The organism is Dongia mobilis, assembly GCF_004363235.1.
Lineage (GTDB): Bacteria > Pseudomonadota > Alphaproteobacteria > Dongiales > Dongiaceae > Dongia > Dongia mobilis.
Genome location: NZ_SNYW01000007.1, coordinates 614877 through 635631 on the forward strand (window position 1 = coordinate 614877; position 20755 = coordinate 635631).

Genomic DNA, 20755 nt, shown 5'->3' on the forward strand with positions numbered 1-20755 from the left:
CCGCTTCAGGCGGGCCATCCACGAGTTTGCTTGGCGACAAAGAAAGCAATTCGTGGATGCCCCGGCCAAGCCGGGGCATGACAGAGAAAATGGCCCCATTTCCATCGGAGCGGGAAACACGCTAGGACTCAGCTATTCTCCGCCAGCACCGTGCCGGCGAGGTAGAGCGAGCCGCAGATGAGGATGCGCCTGGGCTCGGTACTGCCGTCATGGGCATCGATGATGGCGCGCAGGGCCGCCTCGACCGAGCGGTAGCCATGGGCGAGCAGCCCGACCTGGGCCGCCGCGGCGACGCATTCCTCGACCGACAGGCTGGCATGGTCGCCCGGAATGGCGACGGCGGCCAGATCCTCGGCATGCGGCGCCAGCTGCGCCAGGAAGGCAACCGGGTCCTTGGTGTTCAGCATGCCGAAGATGAGATGCGCCGGCTTGCCGTCGGTGATGCGCCAATCGGCCAGCATGCCGGCGATCACCTCGCCGGCTTCGGCATTGTGCCCGCCATCCAGCCACAATTCCCAGGTGCCGTCGGGCAGCATCTCGACCAAGGGTCCCCGGGTCAGGCGCTGCATGCGCGCCGGCCAGGTGACGTCGCGCAAACCTTGCGCGATATGGGCGTCGGAAATCTTGAAACCTTCCAGCACGCCGGTGGTGGCGACGGCGCAGCCGGCATTGCGATACTGGTGCCGCCCGGCAAGGCCCGGTGCCGGATAGAGGCGCGGGCCCCGCGCATCGAAATAGCGCAGCTGCGATTTGAGGTCGCCGTCGCAGTTCCATTCCCGGCCGAAGCGGTAGAGCGGCGCCTGCAATGCGGCGGCGCGTGCCTCGAACACCGCCATGGCCTCGGCCGGCTGCGGCGAGATCACCACCGGCCGATGCCGCTTGATGATGCCGGCCTTGGCGGTGGCGATCTTGGCAAGGCTGTCGCCGAGGAACTGCATGTGGTCGAACGAGATCGGCATCTGCACGGTGGCGAGCGGCGCGTCGATCACATTGGTGGCGTCGAACTCGCCGCCGAGCCCGGTCTCCAGCAGCAGGATGTCGGCCGGCTGCCGCGTGAAGGCGAGGAAAGCCGCCACCGTGGTGATCTCGAAGAAGGTGATCGGCGTGCCGCCATTGGCGCGCTCGCATTCCTCCAGCAGCGCGATCAGCGCCTCCTCCGCGATAAGTTCGCCGTTGAGCCGGATGCGCTCGTGGAAGCGCACCAGATGCGGCGAGGTATAGACATGGACGCGGTAGCCTGCCGCCTCCAGCATCGCGCGCAGATAGGCGATGACCGAACCCTTGCCGTTGGTTCCGGCCACATGGATGGTGGGCGGCAGGCGCCGCTCCGGATGCCCCACCGCCGCCAGCAGATTCTGGACGCGGGTAAGTTCCAGGTCGATCAGCTTGGGATGCAGCTTGTTGAGGCGTTCGAGGACGATATCGCTGGTTTGACCCATGTCGTGCGGGCTCACGCGGCCTCGTCGCGCTTGGTGAGGAGCGAGATGATGCGGCCCATCTGCTCGCGCAATTCCTTGCGCGGCACCACCATGTCGATGATGCCGTGGTCGAGCAGGTATTCGGCGCGCTGGAAGCCCTCGGGCAGCTTCTCGCGGATCGTCTCCTCGATGACACGGGCGCCGGCAAAGCCGATCTGGGCGCCGGGCTCGGCGATCTGGATGTCGCCCAGCATGGCGAACGAGGCCGAGACGCCGCCGGTGGTAGGATCGGTCAGCAGCACGATGAAGGGCAGGCCCGCTTCCTTCACCTGGTCGACGGCGATGGTGGTGCGCGGCATCTGCATCAGCGAGAGGATGCCCTCCTGCATGCGCGCCCCGCCCGAGGCGGGCACCGCGACGAGGGCCGCCTTGCGCTCGACCGCGAGGTTGGCCGCCGCCACCAGGCCTTCGCCCACCGCCATGCCCATCGAGCCGCCCATGAAATCGAAATTGAACGCGGCCACCACGGCGGGGGCGCCCGCCATGGTGCCGAAGGCGACGACGATGGCGTCCTGTTCCTCGGTCTTGGCCTGGGCTTCCTTCAGGCGTTCGGTATAGCGTTTGCGGTCGCGGAACTTGAGCGGGTCGGTGGCGACGCGCGGCGTCTCGGCGCGCTCGTATTTGCCCTCGTCGAACAGCAATTCCAGGCGCGTCTTCACGTCGATGCGCATGTGATGGCCGCAATGCGGGCAGACGCGCTGGTTCTGGTTGAGCTCGCGGTGGAAGATCATCTGGCCGCAGGAGGGGCACTTGTCCCACAGATTCTCCGGCACATCGGTCTTCTGCACCAGCTTGCGGATCTTCGGCCGCACGAAATTGGTCAACCAGCTCATCTTCTTGTTCTCCGTCCGGCCGCTGCCCGGCCGATCCTGTTCCGCAGGCCCAATCCGCAGGTCGTCAGGCGCGGGCGCCGCGCACGCCGGCGGCCAGTTCCGTCACCAGGTCGAGTGTTGCCCGCACCGTCTCGGCCTGCGGTCTTCCATCCCGGTCGAGCGAGCCGGCGATGCGCCCGACCACGGCCGAGCCGACCACCGCGGCATCCGCCACCCTGGCCACCGCCGCGGCACTCTGCGCATCGGTGATGCCGAAGCCGACGGCGACCGGCAGATCGGTATGCCGCTTCAACCGCGCCACCGCGGCGCCAATATCGGTACTGCTGGCCGAACGCGTGCCGGTGATACCCATGATCGAGACATAATAGACGAAGCCCGAGGTGTTGTTGAGCACCGTGGGCAGGCGCTGGTCGTCGGTGGTGGGGGTAGCGAGGCGGATGAAATTGAGCCCGGCCTTGAGTGCCGGCAGACACAATTCCTGATCCTCCTCCGGTGGCAAATCGACCACGATCAGGCCATCCACCCCGGCATTGCCGGCATCCTTCAGGAACCTGTCCACGCCATAGGAATAGATCGGGTTGTAATAGCCCATGAGGACGATCGGCGTGTCCTGCTCCCGGGCCCGGAAGTCGCGCACCAGCTGCAGCGTCTTCTTCATGTTCTGCCCGGCCTTCAAGGCCCGGAGCGAAGAGGCCTGGATCGCCGGGCCGTCGGCCATCGGGTCGGTGAAGGGCATGCCGAGCTCGATCACGTCGGCGCCCGCTGCCGGCAGGCCGAGCACGATCTCGCGCGAGGTTTCATAGGCGGGATCTCCGGCGGTGACGAAGACGACGAGGCCGCCGCGGCCCTCTGCCTGCAACGCGGCGAAGCGCCGCTCGATACGCGTGCTCATAGTTTGGTGCCCAGCCTTTCGGCGACGGCGAAGATGTCCTTGTCGCCGCGGCCGCACAGATTCATGACGATGATGTTGTCCTTGGGCCGCGTCGGCGCCAGCTTCATGACATGGGCCAGCGCATGCGCCGGCTCCAGCGCCGGGATGATGCCCTCGACCCTGGCCAGGTGCTGGAAGGCGTCGAGCGCCTCCTGGTCGGTGGCCGAGACGTATTTGACGCGCTTCATCTCATGCAGCCAGGAATGTTCCGGCCCGATGCCGGGATAGTCGAGCCCGGCCGAGATCGAATGCGCGTCGATGATCTGCCCGTCATCGTTCTGCAGCAGATAGGTGCGGTTGCCGTGCAGAACGCCCGGCCGCCCGCCGGTGAGAGAGGCGGCGTGGCGCCCGGTCTCGATGCCGTCGCCGCCGGCCTCGACGCCGATGATCTCGACCTCGCGATCGTCGAGGAAGGGATGAAAGAGGCCGATCGCGTTGGAACCGCCGCCGATGCAGGCGACCAGCGTGTCGGGCAGGCGCCCTTCCGCCTCCAGCATCTGCGCCTTGGTCTCGGTTCCGATCACCGACTGGAAGTCGCGCACCATGCTGGGATAGGGATGCGGGCCGGCCGCGGTGCCGATGATGTAGAAGGTGTTCTCGACATTGGCGACCCAGTCGCGCAGCGCCTCGTTCATGGCGTCCTTCAAGGTCGCCGTGCCGCTGGTCACCGGAATCACCTCGGCACCCAGCAGTTTCATGCGAAAGACGTTGGGCTGCTGCCGGGCGATGTCGGTCGCCCCCATATAGACGGTGCAGGGCAGGTTAAAGAGGGCGCAGAGGGTGGCGGTGGCGACACCGTGCTGGCCGGCGCCGGTCTCGGCAATGATGCGGGTCTTCTTCATGCGCCGCGCCAGCAGCGCCTGGCCGAGGCAATTGTTCACCTTGTGCGAGCCGGTATGGTTGAGCTCGTCGCGCTTCATATAGACCTTGGCGCCGCCCAGTTCCCTTGTCAGGCGCTCGGCGAAATAGAGCGGGCTCGGCCGGCCGATATAGTGCTTGCGGTAATACTCCATCTCGTCGGCGAAGCCGGGATCCGCCTTGGCGGCCTTATAGGCCTTCTCCACCTCGAGGATGAGCGGCATCAGCGTCTCGGCGACGAAGCGGCCGCCGAAAATGCCGAACCTGCCATGCTCGTCGGGTCCGGTGCGATAGGAATTGGGCTGCGCGGCGGGGGCGGTACTCACGGTGTAAGGGCTCCGAAAAGCTGGGAAATCATGCGGATATGCGCAGGATTCGCTCAAGGCGCGCAATCAACCATAGCGGCGGGCAAAGGTCAAAGGCCGAGAGTCCGGGGTAGGCAGCCTAGAGGGAATGCGCGACTGCCAGGAATTCCTTGATCTTGTTCACATTTTTCTCGCCCGGCCGGTCCTCGACCCCGGATGAGGTGTCGACCGCCCGGGCCCCCGTGGCCTGGACCGCCTCGGCCAGATTGCCGGCATGGAGCCCGCCCGCCAGCATCCAGGGCAGGCGGAAGGCCGCGCCCTTCAGCAGGCCCCAATCGAAGCTGATGGCATTGCCGCCGGGCAGCGCATTGGCCAGGGATTTCGGCGGCTTGGTGTCGAACAGCAGCCGGTCTGCCACATCCTCATAGGCGCGCGCCGCGGCCACATCCCCCACCTCGGCCACACTTACCACCTTCATGACAGGAAGGCCGAAGCGCGCCTTCACCGCCGCGACCCGGTCCGGCGTCTCGTGGCCGTGGAGCTGCAGCAGGTCGAGCGTTGCCTCGGCCAGGATGGCGGCGATCTCGTCGTCGCCGGCATCCACCACCAGCCCGACCCTGGCGATCGTCGGCGGCACGCGCTGGCCCAGTTCGCCGGCGAGGGCAGGCGACAGCGAGCGCGGGCTCCTGGCAAAGAAGTTGAAGCCGATCATGAAGGCGCCGCCCGCGATGGCGGCATCCACGGTCTCCGCCGTCTTCAGCCCGCAGATCTTGGCCGCGACCATGGCTAGACCGTCTCCGACACGAAGCGCGGATAGGCCAGCACGAAGACCGCGCCGATCGCCGCGAACATCACGAACTGGATCACCACCGAGATGAAGCTCAAGGCCAGCGGCGCCGCGTCGACGACGCCCAGATTGAAGGACAGGCTGAGGAACAGCGACTGCATGAAGAACAGCGCAAAGGACACCACGATGAAGGCGACGGCCAGCCGGATGCCCTGGCCGGCGGTTCGCTGCCAGGCCTCGCGCGGGCGCATCGGCGCGTCGATGGCGATGCCGATCCAGAACGGCGTCAGGCGGACGGCGACGATCAGGATCCAGATCGCGAAGATGGTGGCGGCGGCGAAGACGATCGCCACGCTGGGCACGATCAGCAGGACGACGGAGATGCCCGCCATGAAGGCAAGGAACATCGCGACCTGGAATAGCAGCAGGGACAGCCACATGCGCAGGTGATGCCGCCGGAACAGGAGGCCGAGGCCCGGCGCCGCGGCATTGCCGAGAGCCAGCGCACGCATCCAGTTGACCAGGAACACGGCGATGATCAGCCAGTTGACGGCCCAGAACAGGAAGGTCGGGCCCTGCACGCTGGCGATCTGCGCCATGTCGGGTTCCCGGCCCGGCTGCAGCGCGCCGAAGAACGTCTCGGCATAGGGCTGGAACCAGATGTTGAGGGCAAAGGTGGCGATAACGGGCGCGACGGCAAGGCGCAGCCAATCCTCGCGCCGTTCCCACACGCGCCTGACGGCGCCGATGGCGAGTGGCCACGGCTCCAATTCGGTCGGATTTCCAGGAGTCATCTTGTCAATCGTTGCTCGAACTCAATGTGACCTCAAGGCGACGTCACTACCGCCTGGCCTGGGCCGGCGCATGGCCGATGGCGGCGTCGATCTCGGTGGCGATACGGCAGGCGGCGTCGCGCGGATCGGCGGCGGCGGTGATCGGCCGGCCGATGACGAGGTAATCCGCCCCCGCCTTGGCGGCGTCGCCCGGGGTGCGCACCCGCTTCTGGTCGCCGCTGGCGCTGCCCTCGGGGCGGACACCCGGCACCACCAGCAGGAAATCCTCGCCCAGTTCCTTGCGCAGCGCCTCGATCTCGTGCGGCGAGCAGACGACGCCGTCGAGCCCCGCCGCCTTGGCGAGGGTGGCCAGGCGCTTTACCTGGTCGCTGGTCGAGCCGCTCTGGCCGACCGCTACCAGATCCTTGTCGTCCAGGCTGGTCAGCACCGTGACGCCGATGATCTTCGGCCTCTTCACGCCGCGCTTGGCGGCTTCTGCCTCGGCGGTCTCGCGCGCCGCCTGCATCATCGCCTGGCCGCCGGCGGCATGGACGGTGACGATGCTGGGCGACAGCGGCGTGATCGCGCGCAAGGCACCCGCCACGGTATTGGGGATGTCGTGCAGCTTCAGATCGAGGAAGATCGGCATGCCGACCGCGGCGATACGGCGATAGCCCAGCGGCCCGTTGGCCAGGAAGAATTCGAGGCCCAGTTTGACGCCGGCCACGGTGCGGTCCAGGCGATGCGCCCAATCCACCGCCTGGTCGATGCTGACCGTGTCGAGTGCCGCCAGAATCTGCCCTTTGCTGCCCACGCGCTCTCTCCTCGGATACTGGCTGCGGCTACCGGCCAGCGGCGCCAAGCCAAGTCTGCTCGCCGGATTGGTCCCCCGCCGAACTGGTCCCCCGTTGAGCCGAGACGGCTCCTGCAATGGTTTTTATCCTAAGTTTCGCCCAGCGTCACCCGAATGCTGGCGCGGAACCGCCGAATCAGGCTCTTTAACCGCTCGCCGCCGCCGGATAGTCTCAACGGACAGTCTTGCCAGTGTAAACCTTTAAGACGGAACGAGCCGGGCCGGTCCAGATGCAATTGACGCAGTTCACGGATTTCTCGCTGCGGGTCCTGATTTATCTCGGGCTGCACCGGGACCGGGTCTCGACCATCGAGGAGATCGCCTCGGCTTATGGCATATCCGAAAGCCACCTCACCAAGGTCGCCCACCGGCTCGGTCGGCTGGGGCTGGTGGAAACCCTGCGCGGGCGCAACGGCGGCATGCGCCTCAAGGAGGAGCCGGCCCGGATCAATGTCGGCGCCACGGTCCGGCTGATGGAGACCAACATGGTCATCGTCGAATGCTTTGATCCGGCGCACAATACCTGCCCGATCGCCCCGGTCTGCGCCCTGCAGCGTGTCCTTGCCGATGCGGTCGAATCCTTTCTCGCGGTCCTCGACCGCTACTCGCTGGCCGATATGCTGGAGAACCGGCAGGAACTGGCCGTCTTGCTTCGCCTGCCCGTGGAAGAGAATGATTATGGCGCCTGATCGAAATCCGTTGCCCGGGGACCAAGCCGGTCTCGGGCCCTTCCTGCGGCGGTCCGGCTTCGGGTTCGTCCTGCTCGCCGCTCTCGCCGCCTGTGCCACGCCGGTCAGGATGGTCGACCGGCCGAGCGGACCGCTGCCCTGGTCGGCTGCCATCGGCCGCATGGATTCTGAAGCCGCCGGCGGGTCCTGCTCGGCGACACTGGTGCAGCCCGACGTGATCCTTACCGCCTCGCATTGCCTCTATGGCCAGGGCGACAACGTCCGCATCATCGATTTCGCCTTCACCCCGGCTCTCGATGCCGGGCGCGAGCGCATCCGGCCGGTCAAGGTCGCGTCGCTGATCGCCATGGGCTGGCCGATCCAGCCGGAGAAGGGCTGGGAGGAGAACGAGCCGCCCCGGCTCGACTGGGCGCTGCTGCGCCTGACGCAAAGGATCGACTTCGTCTCGCCGCTGCCGGTCGAGAAGTTGAGCGTGGCCGAGATCGACAAGCGCCTCGATGCCGGCGCCACCCTGTCCCATGCCGGCTACGGCGTCTATGGCCTTGGCTCTGGCAAGCGCCTGCAGGTGCGCGACAATTGCCGCCTGCTCGACGATCGCCGTGTCGGCGGTGACGTGATCAAGAATTCCTGCCCGGTCATCCAGGGCGACAGCGGCGGTCCGATCCTGCTGACCGAGCCGGACGGCACGCGCAAGGTGGTGGGCATCATCACCAATTTCTGGCGCTCGGAATCGGGCGACCAGCAGGCAAGTTTCGGCCCCAGCTCGGTCAATTTCGCCGCTGAATTGCCGGCCTCCGGCGGCGCGCTGCCGACCGCCGCCAGCGACAGCCAGATCAGCCCGTGACCCATGGCGCTGTCGGTCGGCCGGGTTGGCGGCCGGTTGGCCGGCGCATGATCGGCCGTTTCCTGTCGCTGCTGCTCCTCGCCGGGCTCGCCGCCTGCGCGACGCGAGCGCCTGTCACCATTCCGCCGCCGGCACCGCCGCCGCCGACGCTGCCCTGGACCGCCGCCATCGGTCAGCTCGATATGGGGCCCGGGGCCCGTCCCTGTACCGCCGTGCTGGTGGCGCCGGACCTCATCGTGACGGCGGCGCATTGCCTGTTTCAGGGCAACAGCCCGGCGCGCTTCGACCAGATCGCCTTCCGGCTCAATTTCGGCGCGGCGCCCGATCTCGGCCGCTTCGGCATCCAGGCGGTGCGCGCCTATGGCGGTGCGATCCGCGAGAACCAGGTGCGCAAGGCCGCCGACGTCGCCGCCGATTGGGCGCTGCTGCGCATCGCGCCGCCGGTCGCCGGGGTGGCGCCGGTACCGGTCGTGGCCCTGACCCCGACGCAGATCATCGCCGAGCTTGCCGGCGGTGCCCGGCTCTTCACCGCCGGCTATGGCTATGGCGCACAGAAGACCCTGAAGCCCCATGGCAGCTGCCGCATTATCGACGGCGCCGCCAACGGCCTCGGCCGCGACCCCGGCATGCTGGTGACCGATTGCATCATCCGGGTGGGCGACAGCGGCGGGCCGGTCGCCCTCGTCTATCCCGATGGACGCCCACGCCTCGTCGGCATCTTTTCCGGCTTCGGCGTCAACGGCCAGACCGGGCTTTCCTTTGCCAGCAATGCCGGCAATTTCGCCGCCTATCTCGACCGCCTGCTGGTCTCGCATTGGCTGGGGTCATAATGGCTGGGGGCATAGTGTTGCCTGCGACGCCGCCCGATTGACTCTCCTCGCCAAGCTGTATACAGCTTAAATCAATCACCTGATCCCTGATCTTTCGCCAGCGGGGCGGGCCCCTGTGTCCGCCTGCCAGCATGGCCCGGACATCTCGCCTGGGAGGCCACCCGATCGTGCCGCGCAACCCCCGCTACGACATCCTGTTCGAACCCGTGAGGATCGGCCCGGTGACGGCCCGCAATCGCTTCTACCAGGTGCCGCATTGCACCGGCATGGGCTATGACCTGCCGCATTCGGTCTCGCGCCTGCGCGAGCTGAAGTCGGAAGGCCTCTGGGGTGTGGTCAACACCGAATACTGCTCGATGCACTGGTCGTCCGAGGACGCGCCTTACCGGCTCTGCGCCCTCTGGGACGAGAACGATGTCAAGACCCAGTCGCTGACCGTCGAGAAGATCAAGCGCCACGGGGCCCTGGCCGGGGTCGAATTGTGGCATGGCGGCAATCACAGCCCCAACAAATGGAGCCGCGAGACGCCGCTCTCGCCCTCCGGTTCCACCCAACACGCGGTCTTCCCGATGCAGACCCGCGCCATGGACCGCGCGGACATCCGCAACTTGAGGAAATGGCAGGTCGATGCCGCTAAACGCGCCAAGCGTGCCGGCTTCGACATCGTCTATGTCTATGCCGGCCACGGCTATCTGCCGTTCCAGTTCATCACCAAGCGCTGGAACCAGCGTGGCGACGAATATGGCGGCGCCATCGAGAACCGCGCGCGCCTGCTCCGCGAGATGATCGAGGATACCAAGGATGCGGTGGGCGATACCTGCGCCGTCGCCGTGCGCCTCGCGGTCGACGAATTGATGGGGCCCGATGGCGTGCAGGCGGCGGAGGAGGGCGAGGCGGTGATCTCGCTCCTCGCCGAACTGCCCGACCTCTGGGACGTCAACATCTCCTATGTCGAGAACGATTCCATGTCGTCCCGCTTCGGCGCCGAGGCGCATCAGGAAAAGTTCACCGGCTTCGTGAAGAAGCTGACGACGAAGCCCGTGGTGGGTGTGGGGCGCTTCACCTCGCCCGACACCATGGTCGACCAGGTCAAGCGCGGCATACTCGATTTCATCGGCGCCGCGCGGCCTTCCATCGCCGATCCCTTCATCCCGCTCAAAATCAACGAGGGGCGCGAGGAGGACATCCGCGAATGCATCGGCTGCAACATCTGCCGCGCCCAGAACAATTCCGGCGTGCCCATCCGCTGCACCCAGAACCCGACCATCGGCGAGGAATACCGCCGCGGCTGGCATCCCGAGATCATGAACCCGAAAAACGGCTTCGCGGACGAGGCCGTGCTGGTGGTGGGTGCCGGCCCGGCCGGCCTCGAATGCGCCATGAGCCTGGCGCGGCGCGGTTATGACGTGGCCTTGGCCGATGCGTCGCGCGAGCTGGGCGGCCGCCTCAACCGCGAGCCGAAGCTGCCCGGCCTCGCTGCCTGGGTGCGGGTGCGCGACTATCGCCTCGGCCAGATCGCCAAGCTTTCCAATATCGAGATCTTCCGCGAGAGCCGCATGGACCGGGACGCCATCTACGAGGCGGGCTTCCCGCATGTCATCCTGGCGACGGGGGCGAGTTGGCGGCGCGACGGCATCGGCCACAACAATTTCCTCGCCGTGCCCGGCATGGATCAGGGGCGCGTACTGACCCCCGATGACATCATGGCCGGTGCCGCGGTCGAAGGGCCGGTCATCGTCTATGACGACGATCAATACTATATGGGCGGCGTCATTGCCGAGAAGCTGCGGGCGGAAGGCCATGACGTGACCCTGGTGACGCCGGGGACCGACGTTTCCAACTGGTCCTTCTTCACCGACGAGCAGTTCAAGACCCAGGCCAAACTGATGAAGATGGGGGTCAGGCTGCTGCTCACCCACCGTCTTGCCGCCTGGGCCGGCGATCACGGCCTCTTTGCCTGCAACTATACCGGCGAGCAGAAGCGGCTCGCGGCTGCGACCCTCGTCAGTGTTACCTCGCGGCAAGCCAATGACGCCCTGTTCCTGGAGCTGAAGGCCGATGAGGCGGGGCGCGAAGCCGCCGGCATCAAGACCATCCGCAACGTCGGCGACAGCGACGTGCCGGGCGCCATCGTCCATGCCGTCTATGCCGGTCACAAGGCGGCGCGCGAATTCGGCGAGGTGATCGATCCGGACCAGTTCCCGTTCAAGCGCGAACTGGTCTTCGTGAAGTAGCAGGCAGGGAGTCACTCATGGCACGGGAAGCAACCAGGCGACGCGAAAGGCGGCCGACCAGTTCCGGGCCGCGCCAGATGCGCTTCGGCGCCGTGCGCAACCGCTATCCGCCGATCGCCATGCTGAGCGCCGACGAGGTGGAATCGATCCACCATGCCTCGCTCCGCCTTCTCGCCGAGATCGGCATGGAGGTGATGCATGACGAGAGCCGAGGGCTGCTGAAAGCGGCCGGTGCCGAGGTCGACGAAGCCACCCAGCGCGTGCGCTTCGACCCCGCCCTGATCGAGGAGCGGATCCGCACCGTGCCGGCGAGCTTCACGCTGCAGGCGCGGGATCCCGCCAAGAACCTGACGGTCGGCGATGGCAGTCTCATCTTCGCCGCGACCGGCGGGCCGGCCTTTGCTCATGACCTCGACCGCGGCCGCCGCCCCGGCAATTACCAGGACATGTGCGACTATATCCGCCTGGTGCAGAGCGTGAACGTGATCCACCAGGAAGGCGGCTGCCCCTGCGAGCCGACCGATTTGCCGGCGGATTCGCGCCATCTCGATTTTTACCTGGCTGCCATTCGCCTCACCGACAAGAACTGGCAGTGCTGGGCGCTGGGCGGCTACCGGGTCGAGGATGCGATCGAGATGCTCTCGATCGCCCTCGGCCAGACGCGCGAGCAGCTGCGCGCCAACCCGGCCACCCTCACCATCGTCAATTCGAACTCGCCCCTGAAACTCGACGTGCCGATGGGCGAGGGGCTTTGCGCCATGGCGCGGGCCGGCCAGCCGGTCGCGATGACGCCCTTCACGCTCTCCGGCGCCATGAGCCCGGTCACCATCGCCGGGGCGCTGGCCCAGCAGAACGCTGAGGCGCTGGCCCTCATCGCCTTGTCGCAGATCGTGGCGCCGGGGGCGCCGGTCATGTATGGCGGCTTCACCTCGAACGTGGACATGCGCACCGGCGCCCCCGCCTTCGGCACGCCGGAATACGCCAAGGCGCAGATCGCCTCCGGCCAGCTGGCCCGGCGCTACAACATTCCCTACCGCTCCTCCAACGTGACCGCCTCCAACGCGGTCGATGTGCAGGCGGCCTATGAGGGCGGCATGTCGCTCTGGAGCACGATCATGGGCGGCGTGCACCTCATCGAGCATGCGGCCGGCTGGCTGGAAGGCGGCCTCACCGCCTCCTTCGAGAAACTCATCCTCGATGCCGAGATGCTGCAATTGATGCGCAGCTTCCTCGAGCCGCTCAAGGTCGACGAGGCCAATCTCGCCTTCGAGGCGATGCAGGAGGTGGGGCCGGGCGGGCATTTCTTCGGCGCCCAGCACACGCTGGCGCGCTTCGACCACGCCTTCTACGAGCCGCTGCTCTCCGACTGGCGCAATTTCGAAAACTGGAGCGACAGCGGTGCCCGGACCGGGACCGAGCGCGCCAATGCGATCTGGAAGGAGCTGCTCAAATCCTACGAGCAGCCGCCCCTCGACCCCGCCGTGGACGAGGCCCTGGAGGCCTATGTGGCGCGGCGCAAGGAAGAGATCCACGCCACGCGTTAGGTCCGGCGCTAGGCCGTCCGCACCTTCGCCAGGAAGCCGCCGACCTCGTCGCGCAGCTGAGCGGCCAGGCGCGACAAATCCTCGGCCGAGGCCAGCAATTGCCCGGCCGACTGGCCGACCAGGCCGGAGGCATCGGTCACCGCGGCAACGTTGCGCGACACTTCGTTGGTGCCGTCGGCGGCCTGCTGCACGCTGCCGGCGATCTCCTTGGTGGCGGCCCCCTGCTGCTCGACCGCGGCGGCGATGGCGCTGGCGATCTCGTTGATCTGCTGGATGGTGCCGGCGATGGTGCCCATGGCGGTGACCGCCTCGCTGCTCACCCCCTGGATCGCCGAGATCTGCGTGCTGATCTCGCCGGTCGCCCCTTCGGTCTGATTGGCCAGCGCCTTCACCTCCGATGCCACCACGGTGAAGCCCTTGCCGGCATCGCCGGCCCGGGCCGCCTCGATCGTGGCGTTGAGCGCCAGCAGGTTGGTCTGCGCGGCGATGCTCTGGATCAGGCTCACCACCTCGCCGATGCGCTGCGCCGCCTGGGCCAGGCTCTGCACGGTGGTGTTGGTGCGGTCGACGCCGGCCACCGCATCGCCGGCAATGCGGCTGGAATGGGTCACCTGGCGGCTGATCTCGGTGATCGAGGCTGCCAGTTCCTCGGCGGCGGCGGCGACACTCTGCACGCTGCTGGTGGTCTCCGCGGCGGCGGCCGAGACGGCGACGGCGCGCTGGTTGGTCTCCTCCGCCGTGCTGGAGAGGCGCCCGGCCGCGTGCTGCATGTCGCCCGCCGCCTTGGCGACGGCATCGACGATGCCGCCGACGCTCTGTTCGAACATGTCGGCCATGCGGTTGAGCGCCGCGCGCTGCTGCTCGGCCGATTCCGCCTTCATCCGTTCCTGTTCGGCGGCAAGACGCTCCATCTCGATCGCATTCTGCTTGAAGACATTGACGGCGATCGACATGGCGCCGATCTCGTCGCGGCGGTCGGTTCCCGGAATGTCGACCGTCTTGTCGCCGGCGGCGAGGCGGTTCATGGCGTCGGTCATGGCGACGACCGGCTTCGAGACCAGCTGCCGCACGACCAGCCACAGCAGCACCAGGATCGCGGCCACCGCCAGCACGGTCGCCAGGATGGCGGTATTGCGGAATTGGGTCAGGCTGGCAAAGGCCGCCGGCTTGTCGATATGCAGGCCGACATACCATTTGACGGTCGGCAGGCCGGGGACGGCGATGAAGGAGAACAGGCTGTCGCCCTGTTCCTGCACGCCTTCGCTGACCGTCGGCGCGTTGCCGGGATAGGCCTCGGTCATCGGCTTCAGGGTCCATTGCGGGTCCTTGTGGGCGATGATGACGCCCTCGCCGTTGACCAGGAAGGCCTCGCCGATGCCGCCGAGATCCAGCGTGTTGACGATCTCGGCCAGGGTGGTGATGTCGAGATCGCCGCCGACCACGCCGAGCGCCTCGCCATTGCGGAACAGCGGCGTCGCCACGGTGACGATCAGCTTGCCGCTGGCCGCGTCCTGATAGGGCTCGGTGAGCGTGCTGGCCTTGGCGGCGACGGCGTCCTGGTACCAGGGGCGCTGGCGCGGATCATAGCCTTCCGGCAATTCGTCGGCCGGCCACATGGTCATGACGCCGCCCTTGCTGCCCAGATAGGTGAACATGAAGCTGTCGTTCAGCACCTTCTGCTGCACCGTGCGGTCGACATTCACCTGGCTGTCGTCATTGGCCAGGGTCTGGGCCACGTTCTCGACCAGCAGCACGCGGCCGCCGAGCCAGTTGGCGATGGTGCTGGCGGTGAGATTGCCGATCTCGGCAATGCGGGTGTCGAGGGCGGCGGCGATGTTCTTCTGCTGGTTGCCGTAGATGTAGAAGCCGAACCCGGCGAAAGCGATGATGATGACGGCGGTCGCCGCCAGCAGGATCTTGTGGATGAATTTAAGGCCGAAGCCGCCGGCTGCGGATGCCTGGGTCGCCATGCAAATCCTCCCCCATAGTGTGAAACTATCCCGGACCCGGTAACGCGATTTCCTCAATCCCCCCTCTACTATGGGCGATTTCGGACAGGACCGGGTATCGGATTGAATTCCGGGGGGTAGAAGGTGCAATCTGGTCGCGGAATGTTCTCGTATGAACGAGTGTAGCGTGCCCCGGCGGGCTGGTATCAGACGGGAATGACGGCAGCGGAATCCGGATATCCATGAGCAAGGACAGCGAGAGCAATTCCATCTCCGGACGGGTCAAGCGCTATGCCAGGGTGGGCCGCGCCGTGGGCGGGCTTGCCGCCAAGGTGGCCGGCCAGCGTTATCTCGGCCTGAAGCTCGACCGCGCCGAGCATGCCTCGGAACTGAAGGCGGCGCTCGGCGGCTTGAAAGGGCCGCTGATGAAGGTGGCGCAGATCATGGCCACCATCCCCGACGCGCTGCCCAAGGAATATGTCGAGGAACTGCGGCAGCTGCAGGCCAACGCGCCGTCCATGGGCTGGCCCTTCGTCAGGCGTCGCATGGCGGCCGAACTCGGCCCCGATTGGCAAAAGCGCTTCCGCGACTTCGCGCATGAGGCGGCGGCGGCGGCCTCCCTCGGCCAGGTGCACCGCGCCGTGGCGAAGGACGGCCGCGCGCTCGCCTGCAAGCTGCAATACCCGGACATGCAATCGGCGGTCGAGGCGGATCTTGCGCAATTGAAGCTGATCTTCCGCCTCTACGAGCGCTACGACCGCGCCATCGCCACGGCGCAGATCCATGCCGAGATCGCCGACCGCCTGCGCGAGGAACTGGATTACGACCGCGAGGCGAAGGCGATGGCGCTCTACCGCCTGATGCTGAAGGGCGAGGCGGCGGTCAATCTGCCTGAACCGCTGCCGGAGCTTACCACGAAGCGCCTCCTCACCATGACCTGGGTCGAGGGCGAGCCGCTGATGCGCTTCCTCGAACAGAAGCCGCCGGTCGCCCTGCGCAACAAGGTCGCCTACAACATGTTCCGCGCCTGGTATGTGCCGTTCTACGGATACGGCATCATCCACGGCGATCCGCATCTCGGCAATTACACCGTGCGGCCCAGGGGGGCGGCGGACGAAGGTGCGGTCAATCTGATGGATTTCGGCTGCATCCGCATCTTCGAGGCCAAATTCGTCAAGGGCGTCATCGACCTCTATTGGGCGCTGGAGCGCGACGACCGCGATCTCGCCGTGCATGCCTATGAAAGCTGGGGCTTCAAGGGCCTCAACAACGAGGTCATCGACGTGCTCAATCGCTGGGCGCTCTTCGTCTACGGCCCGCTGCTCGAGAACCGCCCCCGCAAGATCCAGGAGCATGAAAGCGGCATCTATGGCCGCGAGGTGGCGGAGGGCGTCCATGCCGACCTGCGCCGACTGGGCCCCGTCACGCCGCCCAAGGAATTCGTCTTCATGGACCGGGCCGCGATCGGCTTAGGGTCCGTCTTTCTGCATCTCAAAGCCGAGATCAACTGGTACCAGCTCTTCCACGACCTCATCCGCGACTTCGACGACAAGGCCCTGGCGAAGCGGCAGAAGGCCGCGCTGAAGGAAGTCGGGTTGTGACGCGGTCATCCGACTTTTCCGCGTTTGCGTAAAGCGCCTTGTCACTCTTCGCTCGGACAGGCAATCTTGGCGCCATTCGAGGGGCAGGGCGGACTCGTCCCGCCCTTAAGGAATTACAAGCCGAACCAACGGCTTAGCTTCTTACCGGAAGTGGGGAAGGCATGAAGATCGCGATTCTGAAGGAGCGCCGCGCGCAGGAGAGGCGCTGCGCCGCCACGCCGGAGACGGTGAAGAAATTTATTTCGCTCGGCGCCGAGGTGGCGGTGGAAAGCGGGGCAGGTATCGGTGCCTCGATCCCCGATGCCGCCTTTGCTGCCGCGGGCGCGCAGATCGCCACCGATGCCGCGGCGGCCCTGGCCGGAGCCGAGGTTGTCTTGAAGGTGCAGCGCCCGCTGACCGCCGCCGAGGGCGAGGATGAACTGGCGCGGTTGCCCAAGGGTGCCACCCTCATCGCCATCCTCAACCCGCATGGGGCGAAGGAGCAGATCGCCGCCTATGCGAGCGCCGGCATCGACGCCATGGCGATGGAACTGGTGCCGCGCATCACCCGCGCGCAATCCATGGACGTGCTTTCCTCCCAGGCGAACCTGGCCGGCTACAAGGCGGTGCTGGATGCGGCGGCGGAATATGGCCGCGCCTTCCCGATGATGATGACGGCAGCCGGCACGGTCGCCCCCGCCCGCGTCCTCGTCATGGGCGCCGGTGTCGCCGGCCTGCAGGCGATCGCGACCGCGCGGCGGTTGGGCGCCATCGTCTCGGCCACCGATGTGCGTCCCGCGGCCAAGGAACAGGTGGCCAGCCTCGGCGCCACCTTCGTCGCGGTCGAGGACGAGGAATTCAAGCAGGCCGAGACGGCGGCGGGCTATGCCAAGCCGATGTCGGAAGCCTATCAGGCCAAGCAGGCCGCCCTCATCGCCGAGACCATCAAGAAGCAGGACATCGTCATCACCACGGCGCTCATTCCGGGGCGCAAGGCGCCGGTGCTGGTGACCGAGGAGATGGTGAAATCGATGAAACCGGGCTCGGTCATCGTCGACTTGGCGGTAGAGCAGGGCGGCAATTGCCCGCTTTCCGAGGCGGGTGCCGTGGTCGAGAAATTCGGCGTCAAGCTGGTCGGCCATCTCAACGTGCCGAGCCGCCTCGCCGCCGATGCGACGGCGCTCTATGCCAAGAACCTGCTCAATTTCGTGACTCTGCTGATCGACAAGGACAGCAAGTCGCTCAAGGTGAATTGGGAAGACGAGATCGTGAAAGGCGTCGCCCTTACGCGCGCCGGCCAGGTGATCCATCCCAACTTCCAGGCCCAATAGAAAATTCAGGCTGAGGGGATACGCCATGGATGAACAGATGCCCTTCGTGCAGCTTTTCACGGTCTTCGTGCTGGCCTGCTTCGTCGGTTATTACGTGGTCTGGCGGGTGACGCCGGCGCTGCATTCGCCGCTGATGGCGGTCACCAACGCGATCTCGTCGGTGATCATCGTCGGTGCCCTCATCGCCTCGGGCGCCGTCGCCTTCGGCCTCGCCCAGGGCTTCGGCCTCGTCGCCGTGGCGCTGGCCGCGGTCAACATCTTCGGCGGCTTCCTGGTGACCTACCGCATGCTCTCGATGTTCAAGAAGAAGGATGCGCCCAAGGCGGCCGCCAAGAAGGAAGGCAAGTAAGATGAGCCAGAATCTCGCCGCCTTCCTCTATCTGATCGCCTCGGTCTGTTTCATCATGTCGCTGCGCGGGCTTTCCAGCCCGGCCACCTCGCAGGGCGGTCTGCGCTACGGCATCGTCGGCATGGTGATCGCCATCGGCACCACTTTGGCGCTGCCCGAAGTGCCGGCCTCGGCCTATCTCGGCATCATCGTGGCGCTGGTGATCGGCGGCGCGGTGGGCGCCGTGATCGCCCAGCGCATCCAGATGACCGCACTCCCCCAGCTGGTCGCCGCCTTCCACTCGCTGGTCGGCCTTGCCGCCGTCGCCGTGGCCGCCGCCGCCTTCTATGCGCCGGACGCCTTCCATATCGGCCAGCCCGGCGCCATCCATGCCGGCAGCCTGATCGAGATGGGCCTTGGTGTCGCCATCGGCGCCATCACCTTCACCGGCTCGATCGTGGCCTTTGCCAAGCTGCAGGGCCTGGTCTCCGGCGCGCCGCTGGTGTTCAAGGGCCAGCATCTGCTCAATGCGGCCTTGGGGCTGGCCATCGTCGTCCTCATCGTCGCCCTCATCATGGCGCAGTCGCAGCCGCTCTTCTGGGCGATCGTCATCGTCTCGCTGCTCTTGGGCTTTCTGCTCATCCTGCCCATCGGCGGCGCCGACATGCCGGTCGTCGTCTCGATGCTGAATTCCTATTCCGGCTGGGCCGCCTGCGGCATCGGCTTCACCCTGGCCAACCCGCTCCTCATCATTACGGGGGCGCTGGTGGGCTCGTCGGGCGCCATTCTCTCCTACATCATGTGCAAGGGCATGAACCGCTCGATCTTCAACGTGATCCTGGGTGGCTTCGGCACGGATTCAGGGGGTGCCGCGGCAGCCGGCGGCGGCGGTGCCGACCGTCCGGTCAAGGCCGGCAGTGCCGACGATGCCGCCTTCATCATGAAGAACGCGGCCAGCGTCATCATCGTGCCGGGTTACGGCATGGCGGTGGCCCAGGCGCAGCACGCCTTGCGCGAAATGGCGGATCTTCTGAAGGCCGAGGGGGTCAAGGTCTCCTACGCCATCCACCCGGTGGCGGGGCGCATGCCGGGCCACATGAACGTGCTGCTGGCCGAGGCCAACGTGCCCTATGACGAGGTGTTCGAACTCGAGGACATCAACCGCGACTTTGCCCAGGCCGATGTCGCCTTCGTCATCGGCGCCAACGACGTCACCAACCCGGCGGCCAAGACCGACCCCAAGAGCCCGATCTACGGCATGCCGATCCTCGACGTCGAACAGGCCAAGACCGTGCTCTTCATCAAGCGCTCGATGGCATCGGGCTATGCCGGCGTAGACAACGAGCTCTTCTTCCGCACCAACACCATGATGCTGTTCGGCGACGCCAAGAAGATGTGCGAGGACGTGGTCAAGGCCTTCGGGCATTGAGGCTGGGGGCACTGATCCTGGCGCCTGTTTGTCGGTTCAGGCACTTCGTGTCTGGCGGCAATATAACGACCTCGCTGTCATGCCCCGGCTTGGCCGGGGCATCCACGAGTTGCTTTTAGTTCGTCGACCATTTCGCGGACTGCCAGCCCAAAGCCGGACATGACGCCGATACCGGGGCGACCCGGTTTTTTTGGGGGGCTTCTAACCCCGCCGCCGTGTATTCGGCGTGCTTTCGGTGAAGACGAGGACGCGGTTGACGCTCTCGCCGTCATCGGAGAGGGGCAGGAACAGGGTGGCGTCGTTGATCCATTTGCAGTTGGTCGAGAGATAGGGCCGGGCGTCGAATTGCGGCGTCATCGTACGGACCGTGCGCTCGTACCAGGAGAGCGCGTCCTCGCGGCTGGGGCCGATGAAGTCCTCGCCAACCGACTTGCCGGTCGGATCGAAGCCGCGCACCTCGACCTCCTTGGTGCCGACCAGGCGATAGACGAAGCGGCGCTCGTCCGGCACCAGATCGACGATGATGAGGCGCGAGAGCAGGCGCGGAATGTCGAGCGGATCGATATCGGCGCGGCGCGGCGGGCGGCCGTCGCGGCAGCGCGCCAGCCAATAGGCGTAGATTTCGCGGAGCCGCGGCCCCGCTCCCGGCAGCCAATCCGGCTCCCTGTTGATGCTCTCGACGCTCACCATCGGCTCAGCCCCGCCGCCGGACAAAATCATCATCTCTACGAAACAGCCGGGCGGCCGGTTCTGCAAGGGCGACGAAATGCGTGCCCCCAAAAGTCATCGCCCCCGCCGGCGGGGCCGGCAGGGGCGAGAGCAAGGTGCGTGATCTCGTCGATTAGGCCGCTCTTCCGAGCGGGAAACGGAGGCCTAGAAGCCCTCGCGCTCCATGCGCTTGCGCATCAGCTTCCGGTAGCGACGCACCGCCTCGGCCGCTTCGCGCGCCTTGCGCTCGGACGGCTTTTCGTAGTTACGGCGCATCTTCATTTCCCGGAAAATCCCTTCGCGCTGCATCTTCTTCTTCAGCGCGCGCAGGGCCTGATCGACATTGTTGTCACGGACGAGCACTTGCACGGTTGACCACGGCTCCTTTCGCCGGTTGGAGTTGGTTTAAGTGAAAACGAAAAACAACGTCGGGCCGTCGCAAAACGGCCCGTCTGGGGCGATGCTGTAGCA

The 20755-nt window shown here is 66.5% G+C and carries 18 protein-coding genes and 1 pseudogene; 9 read left to right on the top strand and 10 right to left on the bottom strand.

Going from position 1 to position 20755, the window contains the following annotated elements:
* Nucleotides 1-128: 128 nt before the first annotated feature.
* From A8950_RS08525 to pyrF, 7 genes are all read right to left on the bottom strand, one after another.
* Entirely contained in the window at nucleotides 129-1454 is a 1326-nt protein-coding gene (locus A8950_RS08525) for a bifunctional folylpolyglutamate synthase/dihydrofolate synthase (protein ID WP_322090929.1), read from the bottom strand.
* Nucleotides 1451-2311, bottom strand: coding sequence for an acetyl-CoA carboxylase, carboxyltransferase subunit beta (gene accD / locus A8950_RS08530; RefSeq protein WP_133613194.1), 861 nt, complete (start codon nucleotides 2309-2311; stop codon nucleotides 1451-1453). The genes A8950_RS08525 and accD overlap by 4 nt, the downstream gene beginning before the upstream one ends.
* Before the next feature lie 64 nt (nucleotides 2312-2375).
* Nucleotides 2376-3203: a tryptophan synthase subunit alpha gene (gene trpA, locus A8950_RS08535; RefSeq protein WP_133613195.1), complete on the bottom strand. Its 828-nt coding sequence runs from the start codon at nucleotides 3201-3203 to the stop codon at nucleotides 2376-2378.
* The gene (gene trpB, locus A8950_RS08540) at nucleotides 3200-4426 is read right to left on the bottom strand and encodes a tryptophan synthase subunit beta (RefSeq protein WP_133613196.1); all 1227 of its coding nucleotides are present in this window, start codon (nucleotides 4424-4426) and stop codon (nucleotides 3200-3202) included. Before trpB ends, trpA begins: the two co-directional genes overlap by 4 nt.
* Before the next feature lie 118 nt (nucleotides 4427-4544).
* The gene (locus tag A8950_RS08545; RefSeq protein WP_133613197.1) at nucleotides 4545-5189 is read right to left on the bottom strand and encodes a phosphoribosylanthranilate isomerase; all 645 of its coding nucleotides are present in this window, start codon (nucleotides 5187-5189) and stop codon (nucleotides 4545-4547) included.
* A 2-nt stretch (nucleotides 5190-5191) separates the two neighbouring features.
* Complete coding sequence (locus A8950_RS08550) at nucleotides 5192-5986, bottom strand: hypothetical protein (protein WP_133613198.1); 795 nt, start codon at nucleotides 5984-5986, stop codon at nucleotides 5192-5194.
* A gap of 46 nt (nucleotides 5987-6032) precedes the next feature.
* Entirely contained in the window at nucleotides 6033-6779 is a 747-nt protein-coding gene (gene pyrF / locus A8950_RS08555) for an orotidine-5'-phosphate decarboxylase (protein WP_133613199.1), read from the bottom strand.
* A 269-nt stretch (nucleotides 6780-7048) separates the two neighbouring features.
* Between pyrF and A8950_RS08560 the strand changes: the two genes are divergently transcribed.
* The 5 genes from A8950_RS08560 (at nucleotide 7049) to A8950_RS08580 (ending at nucleotide 12959) form a co-directional block, all read left to right on the top strand.
* A complete protein-coding gene (locus tag A8950_RS08560) occupies nucleotides 7049-7507 on the top strand; it encodes an Rrf2 family transcriptional regulator (RefSeq protein ID WP_133613200.1) in 459 nt (152 codons plus the stop codon).
* Complete coding sequence (locus tag A8950_RS08565) at nucleotides 7497-8351, top strand: trypsin-like serine peptidase (RefSeq protein WP_166645070.1); 855 nt, start codon at nucleotides 7497-7499, stop codon at nucleotides 8349-8351. Before A8950_RS08560 ends, A8950_RS08565 begins: the two co-directional genes overlap by 11 nt.
* Nucleotides 8352-8398: 47 nt before the next feature.
* Nucleotides 8399-9181 carry a trypsin-like serine peptidase gene (locus A8950_RS08570; RefSeq protein ID WP_133613202.1) on the top strand — a complete coding sequence of 261 codons (783 nt, stop codon included), beginning with the start codon at nucleotides 8399-8401 and terminating at the stop codon, nucleotides 9179-9181.
* Between the two features lie 167 nt (nucleotides 9182-9348).
* Nucleotides 9349-11415, top strand: a complete 2067-nt coding sequence (locus A8950_RS08575; RefSeq protein WP_133613203.1) for an oxidoreductase — start codon at nucleotides 9349-9351, stop codon at nucleotides 11413-11415.
* 17 nt (nucleotides 11416-11432) lie between these two features.
* Nucleotides 11433-12959, top strand: coding sequence for a trimethylamine methyltransferase family protein (locus tag A8950_RS08580; RefSeq protein ID WP_133613204.1), 1527 nt, complete (start codon nucleotides 11433-11435; stop codon nucleotides 12957-12959).
* Between the two features lie 8 nt (nucleotides 12960-12967).
* On the opposite strand, the gene A8950_RS08585 is transcribed toward A8950_RS08580, so the two are convergent.
* A complete protein-coding gene (locus A8950_RS08585; RefSeq protein WP_133613205.1) occupies nucleotides 12968-14929 on the bottom strand; it encodes a methyl-accepting chemotaxis protein in 1962 nt (653 codons plus the stop codon).
* 221 nt (nucleotides 14930-15150) lie between these two features.
* On the opposite strand from A8950_RS08585, the gene A8950_RS08590 reads away from it, so the two are divergent.
* The 4 genes and pseudogenes from A8950_RS08590 (at nucleotide 15151) to A8950_RS08605 (ending at nucleotide 19576) form a co-directional block, all read left to right on the top strand.
* Nucleotides 15151-16509: an ABC1 kinase family protein gene (locus A8950_RS08590; protein WP_133613206.1), complete on the top strand. Its 1359-nt coding sequence runs from the start codon at nucleotides 15151-15153 to the stop codon at nucleotides 16507-16509.
* A gap of 161 nt (nucleotides 16510-16670) precedes the next feature.
* Nucleotides 16671-17819, top strand: a complete 1149-nt coding sequence (locus A8950_RS08595) for a Re/Si-specific NAD(P)(+) transhydrogenase subunit alpha (RefSeq protein WP_133613207.1) — start codon at nucleotides 16671-16673, stop codon at nucleotides 17817-17819.
* Between the two features lie 43 nt (nucleotides 17820-17862).
* Nucleotides 17863-18168: pseudogene (locus A8950_RS08600) on the top strand (proton-translocating transhydrogenase family protein); the annotation flags it as partial.
* A gap of 1 nt (nucleotide 18169) precedes the next feature.
* Entirely contained in the window at nucleotides 18170-19576 is a 1407-nt protein-coding gene (locus A8950_RS08605) for an NAD(P)(+) transhydrogenase (Re/Si-specific) subunit beta (RefSeq protein WP_133613209.1), read from the top strand.
* 201 nt (nucleotides 19577-19777) lie between these two features.
* Here A8950_RS08605 and A8950_RS08610 read toward each other — a convergent pair whose 3' ends face one another.
* Nucleotides 19778-20299, bottom strand: a complete 522-nt coding sequence (locus A8950_RS08610) for a PAS domain-containing protein (RefSeq protein ID WP_133613210.1) — start codon at nucleotides 20297-20299, stop codon at nucleotides 19778-19780.
* A gap of 150 nt (nucleotides 20300-20449) precedes the next feature.
* A complete protein-coding gene (gene rpsU / locus A8950_RS08615) occupies nucleotides 20450-20653 on the bottom strand; it encodes a 30S ribosomal protein S21 (protein ID WP_133613211.1) in 204 nt (67 codons plus the stop codon).
* Nucleotides 20654-20755: the final 102 nt, after the last annotated feature.

Bases quoted from the DNA above. Each gene is read 5' to 3' on its own strand.
- accD (WP_133613194.1), bottom strand. From the start codon at position 2,311: ATGAGCTGGTTGACCAATTTCGTGCGGCCGAAGATCCGCAAGCTGGTG.
- trpA (WP_133613195.1), bottom strand. From the start codon at position 3,203: ATGAGCACGCGTATCGAGCGGCGCTTCGCCGCGTTGCAGGCAGAGGGC.
- A8950_RS08545 (WP_133613197.1), bottom strand. From the start codon at position 5,189: ATGGTCGCGGCCAAGATCTGCGGGCTGAAGACGGCGGAGACCGTGGAT.
- A8950_RS08550 (WP_133613198.1), bottom strand. From the start codon at position 5,986: ATGACTCCTGGAAATCCGACCGAATTGGAGCCGTGGCCACTCGCCATC.
- A8950_RS08560 (WP_133613200.1), top strand. From the start codon at position 7,049: ATGCAATTGACGCAGTTCACGGATTTCTCGCTGCGGGTCCTGATTTAT.
- A8950_RS08565 (WP_166645070.1), top strand. From the start codon at position 7,497: ATGGCGCCTGATCGAAATCCGTTGCCCGGGGACCAAGCCGGTCTCGGG.
- A8950_RS08570 (WP_133613202.1), top strand. From the start codon at position 8,399: ATGATCGGCCGTTTCCTGTCGCTGCTGCTCCTCGCCGGGCTCGCCGCC.
- A8950_RS08580 (WP_133613204.1), top strand. From the start codon at position 11,433: ATGGCACGGGAAGCAACCAGGCGACGCGAAAGGCGGCCGACCAGTTCC.
- A8950_RS08585 (WP_133613205.1), bottom strand. From the start codon at position 14,929: ATGGCGACCCAGGCATCCGCAGCCGGCGGCTTCGGCCTTAAATTCATC.
- A8950_RS08590 (WP_133613206.1), top strand. From the start codon at position 15,151: ATGAGCAAGGACAGCGAGAGCAATTCCATCTCCGGACGGGTCAAGCGC.
- A8950_RS08595 (WP_133613207.1), top strand. From the start codon at position 16,671: ATGAAGATCGCGATTCTGAAGGAGCGCCGCGCGCAGGAGAGGCGCTGC.
- A8950_RS08605 (WP_133613209.1), top strand. From the start codon at position 18,170: ATGAGCCAGAATCTCGCCGCCTTCCTCTATCTGATCGCCTCGGTCTGT.
- A8950_RS08610 (WP_133613210.1), bottom strand. From the start codon at position 20,299: ATGATGATTTTGTCCGGCGGCGGGGCTGAGCCGATGGTGAGCGTCGAG.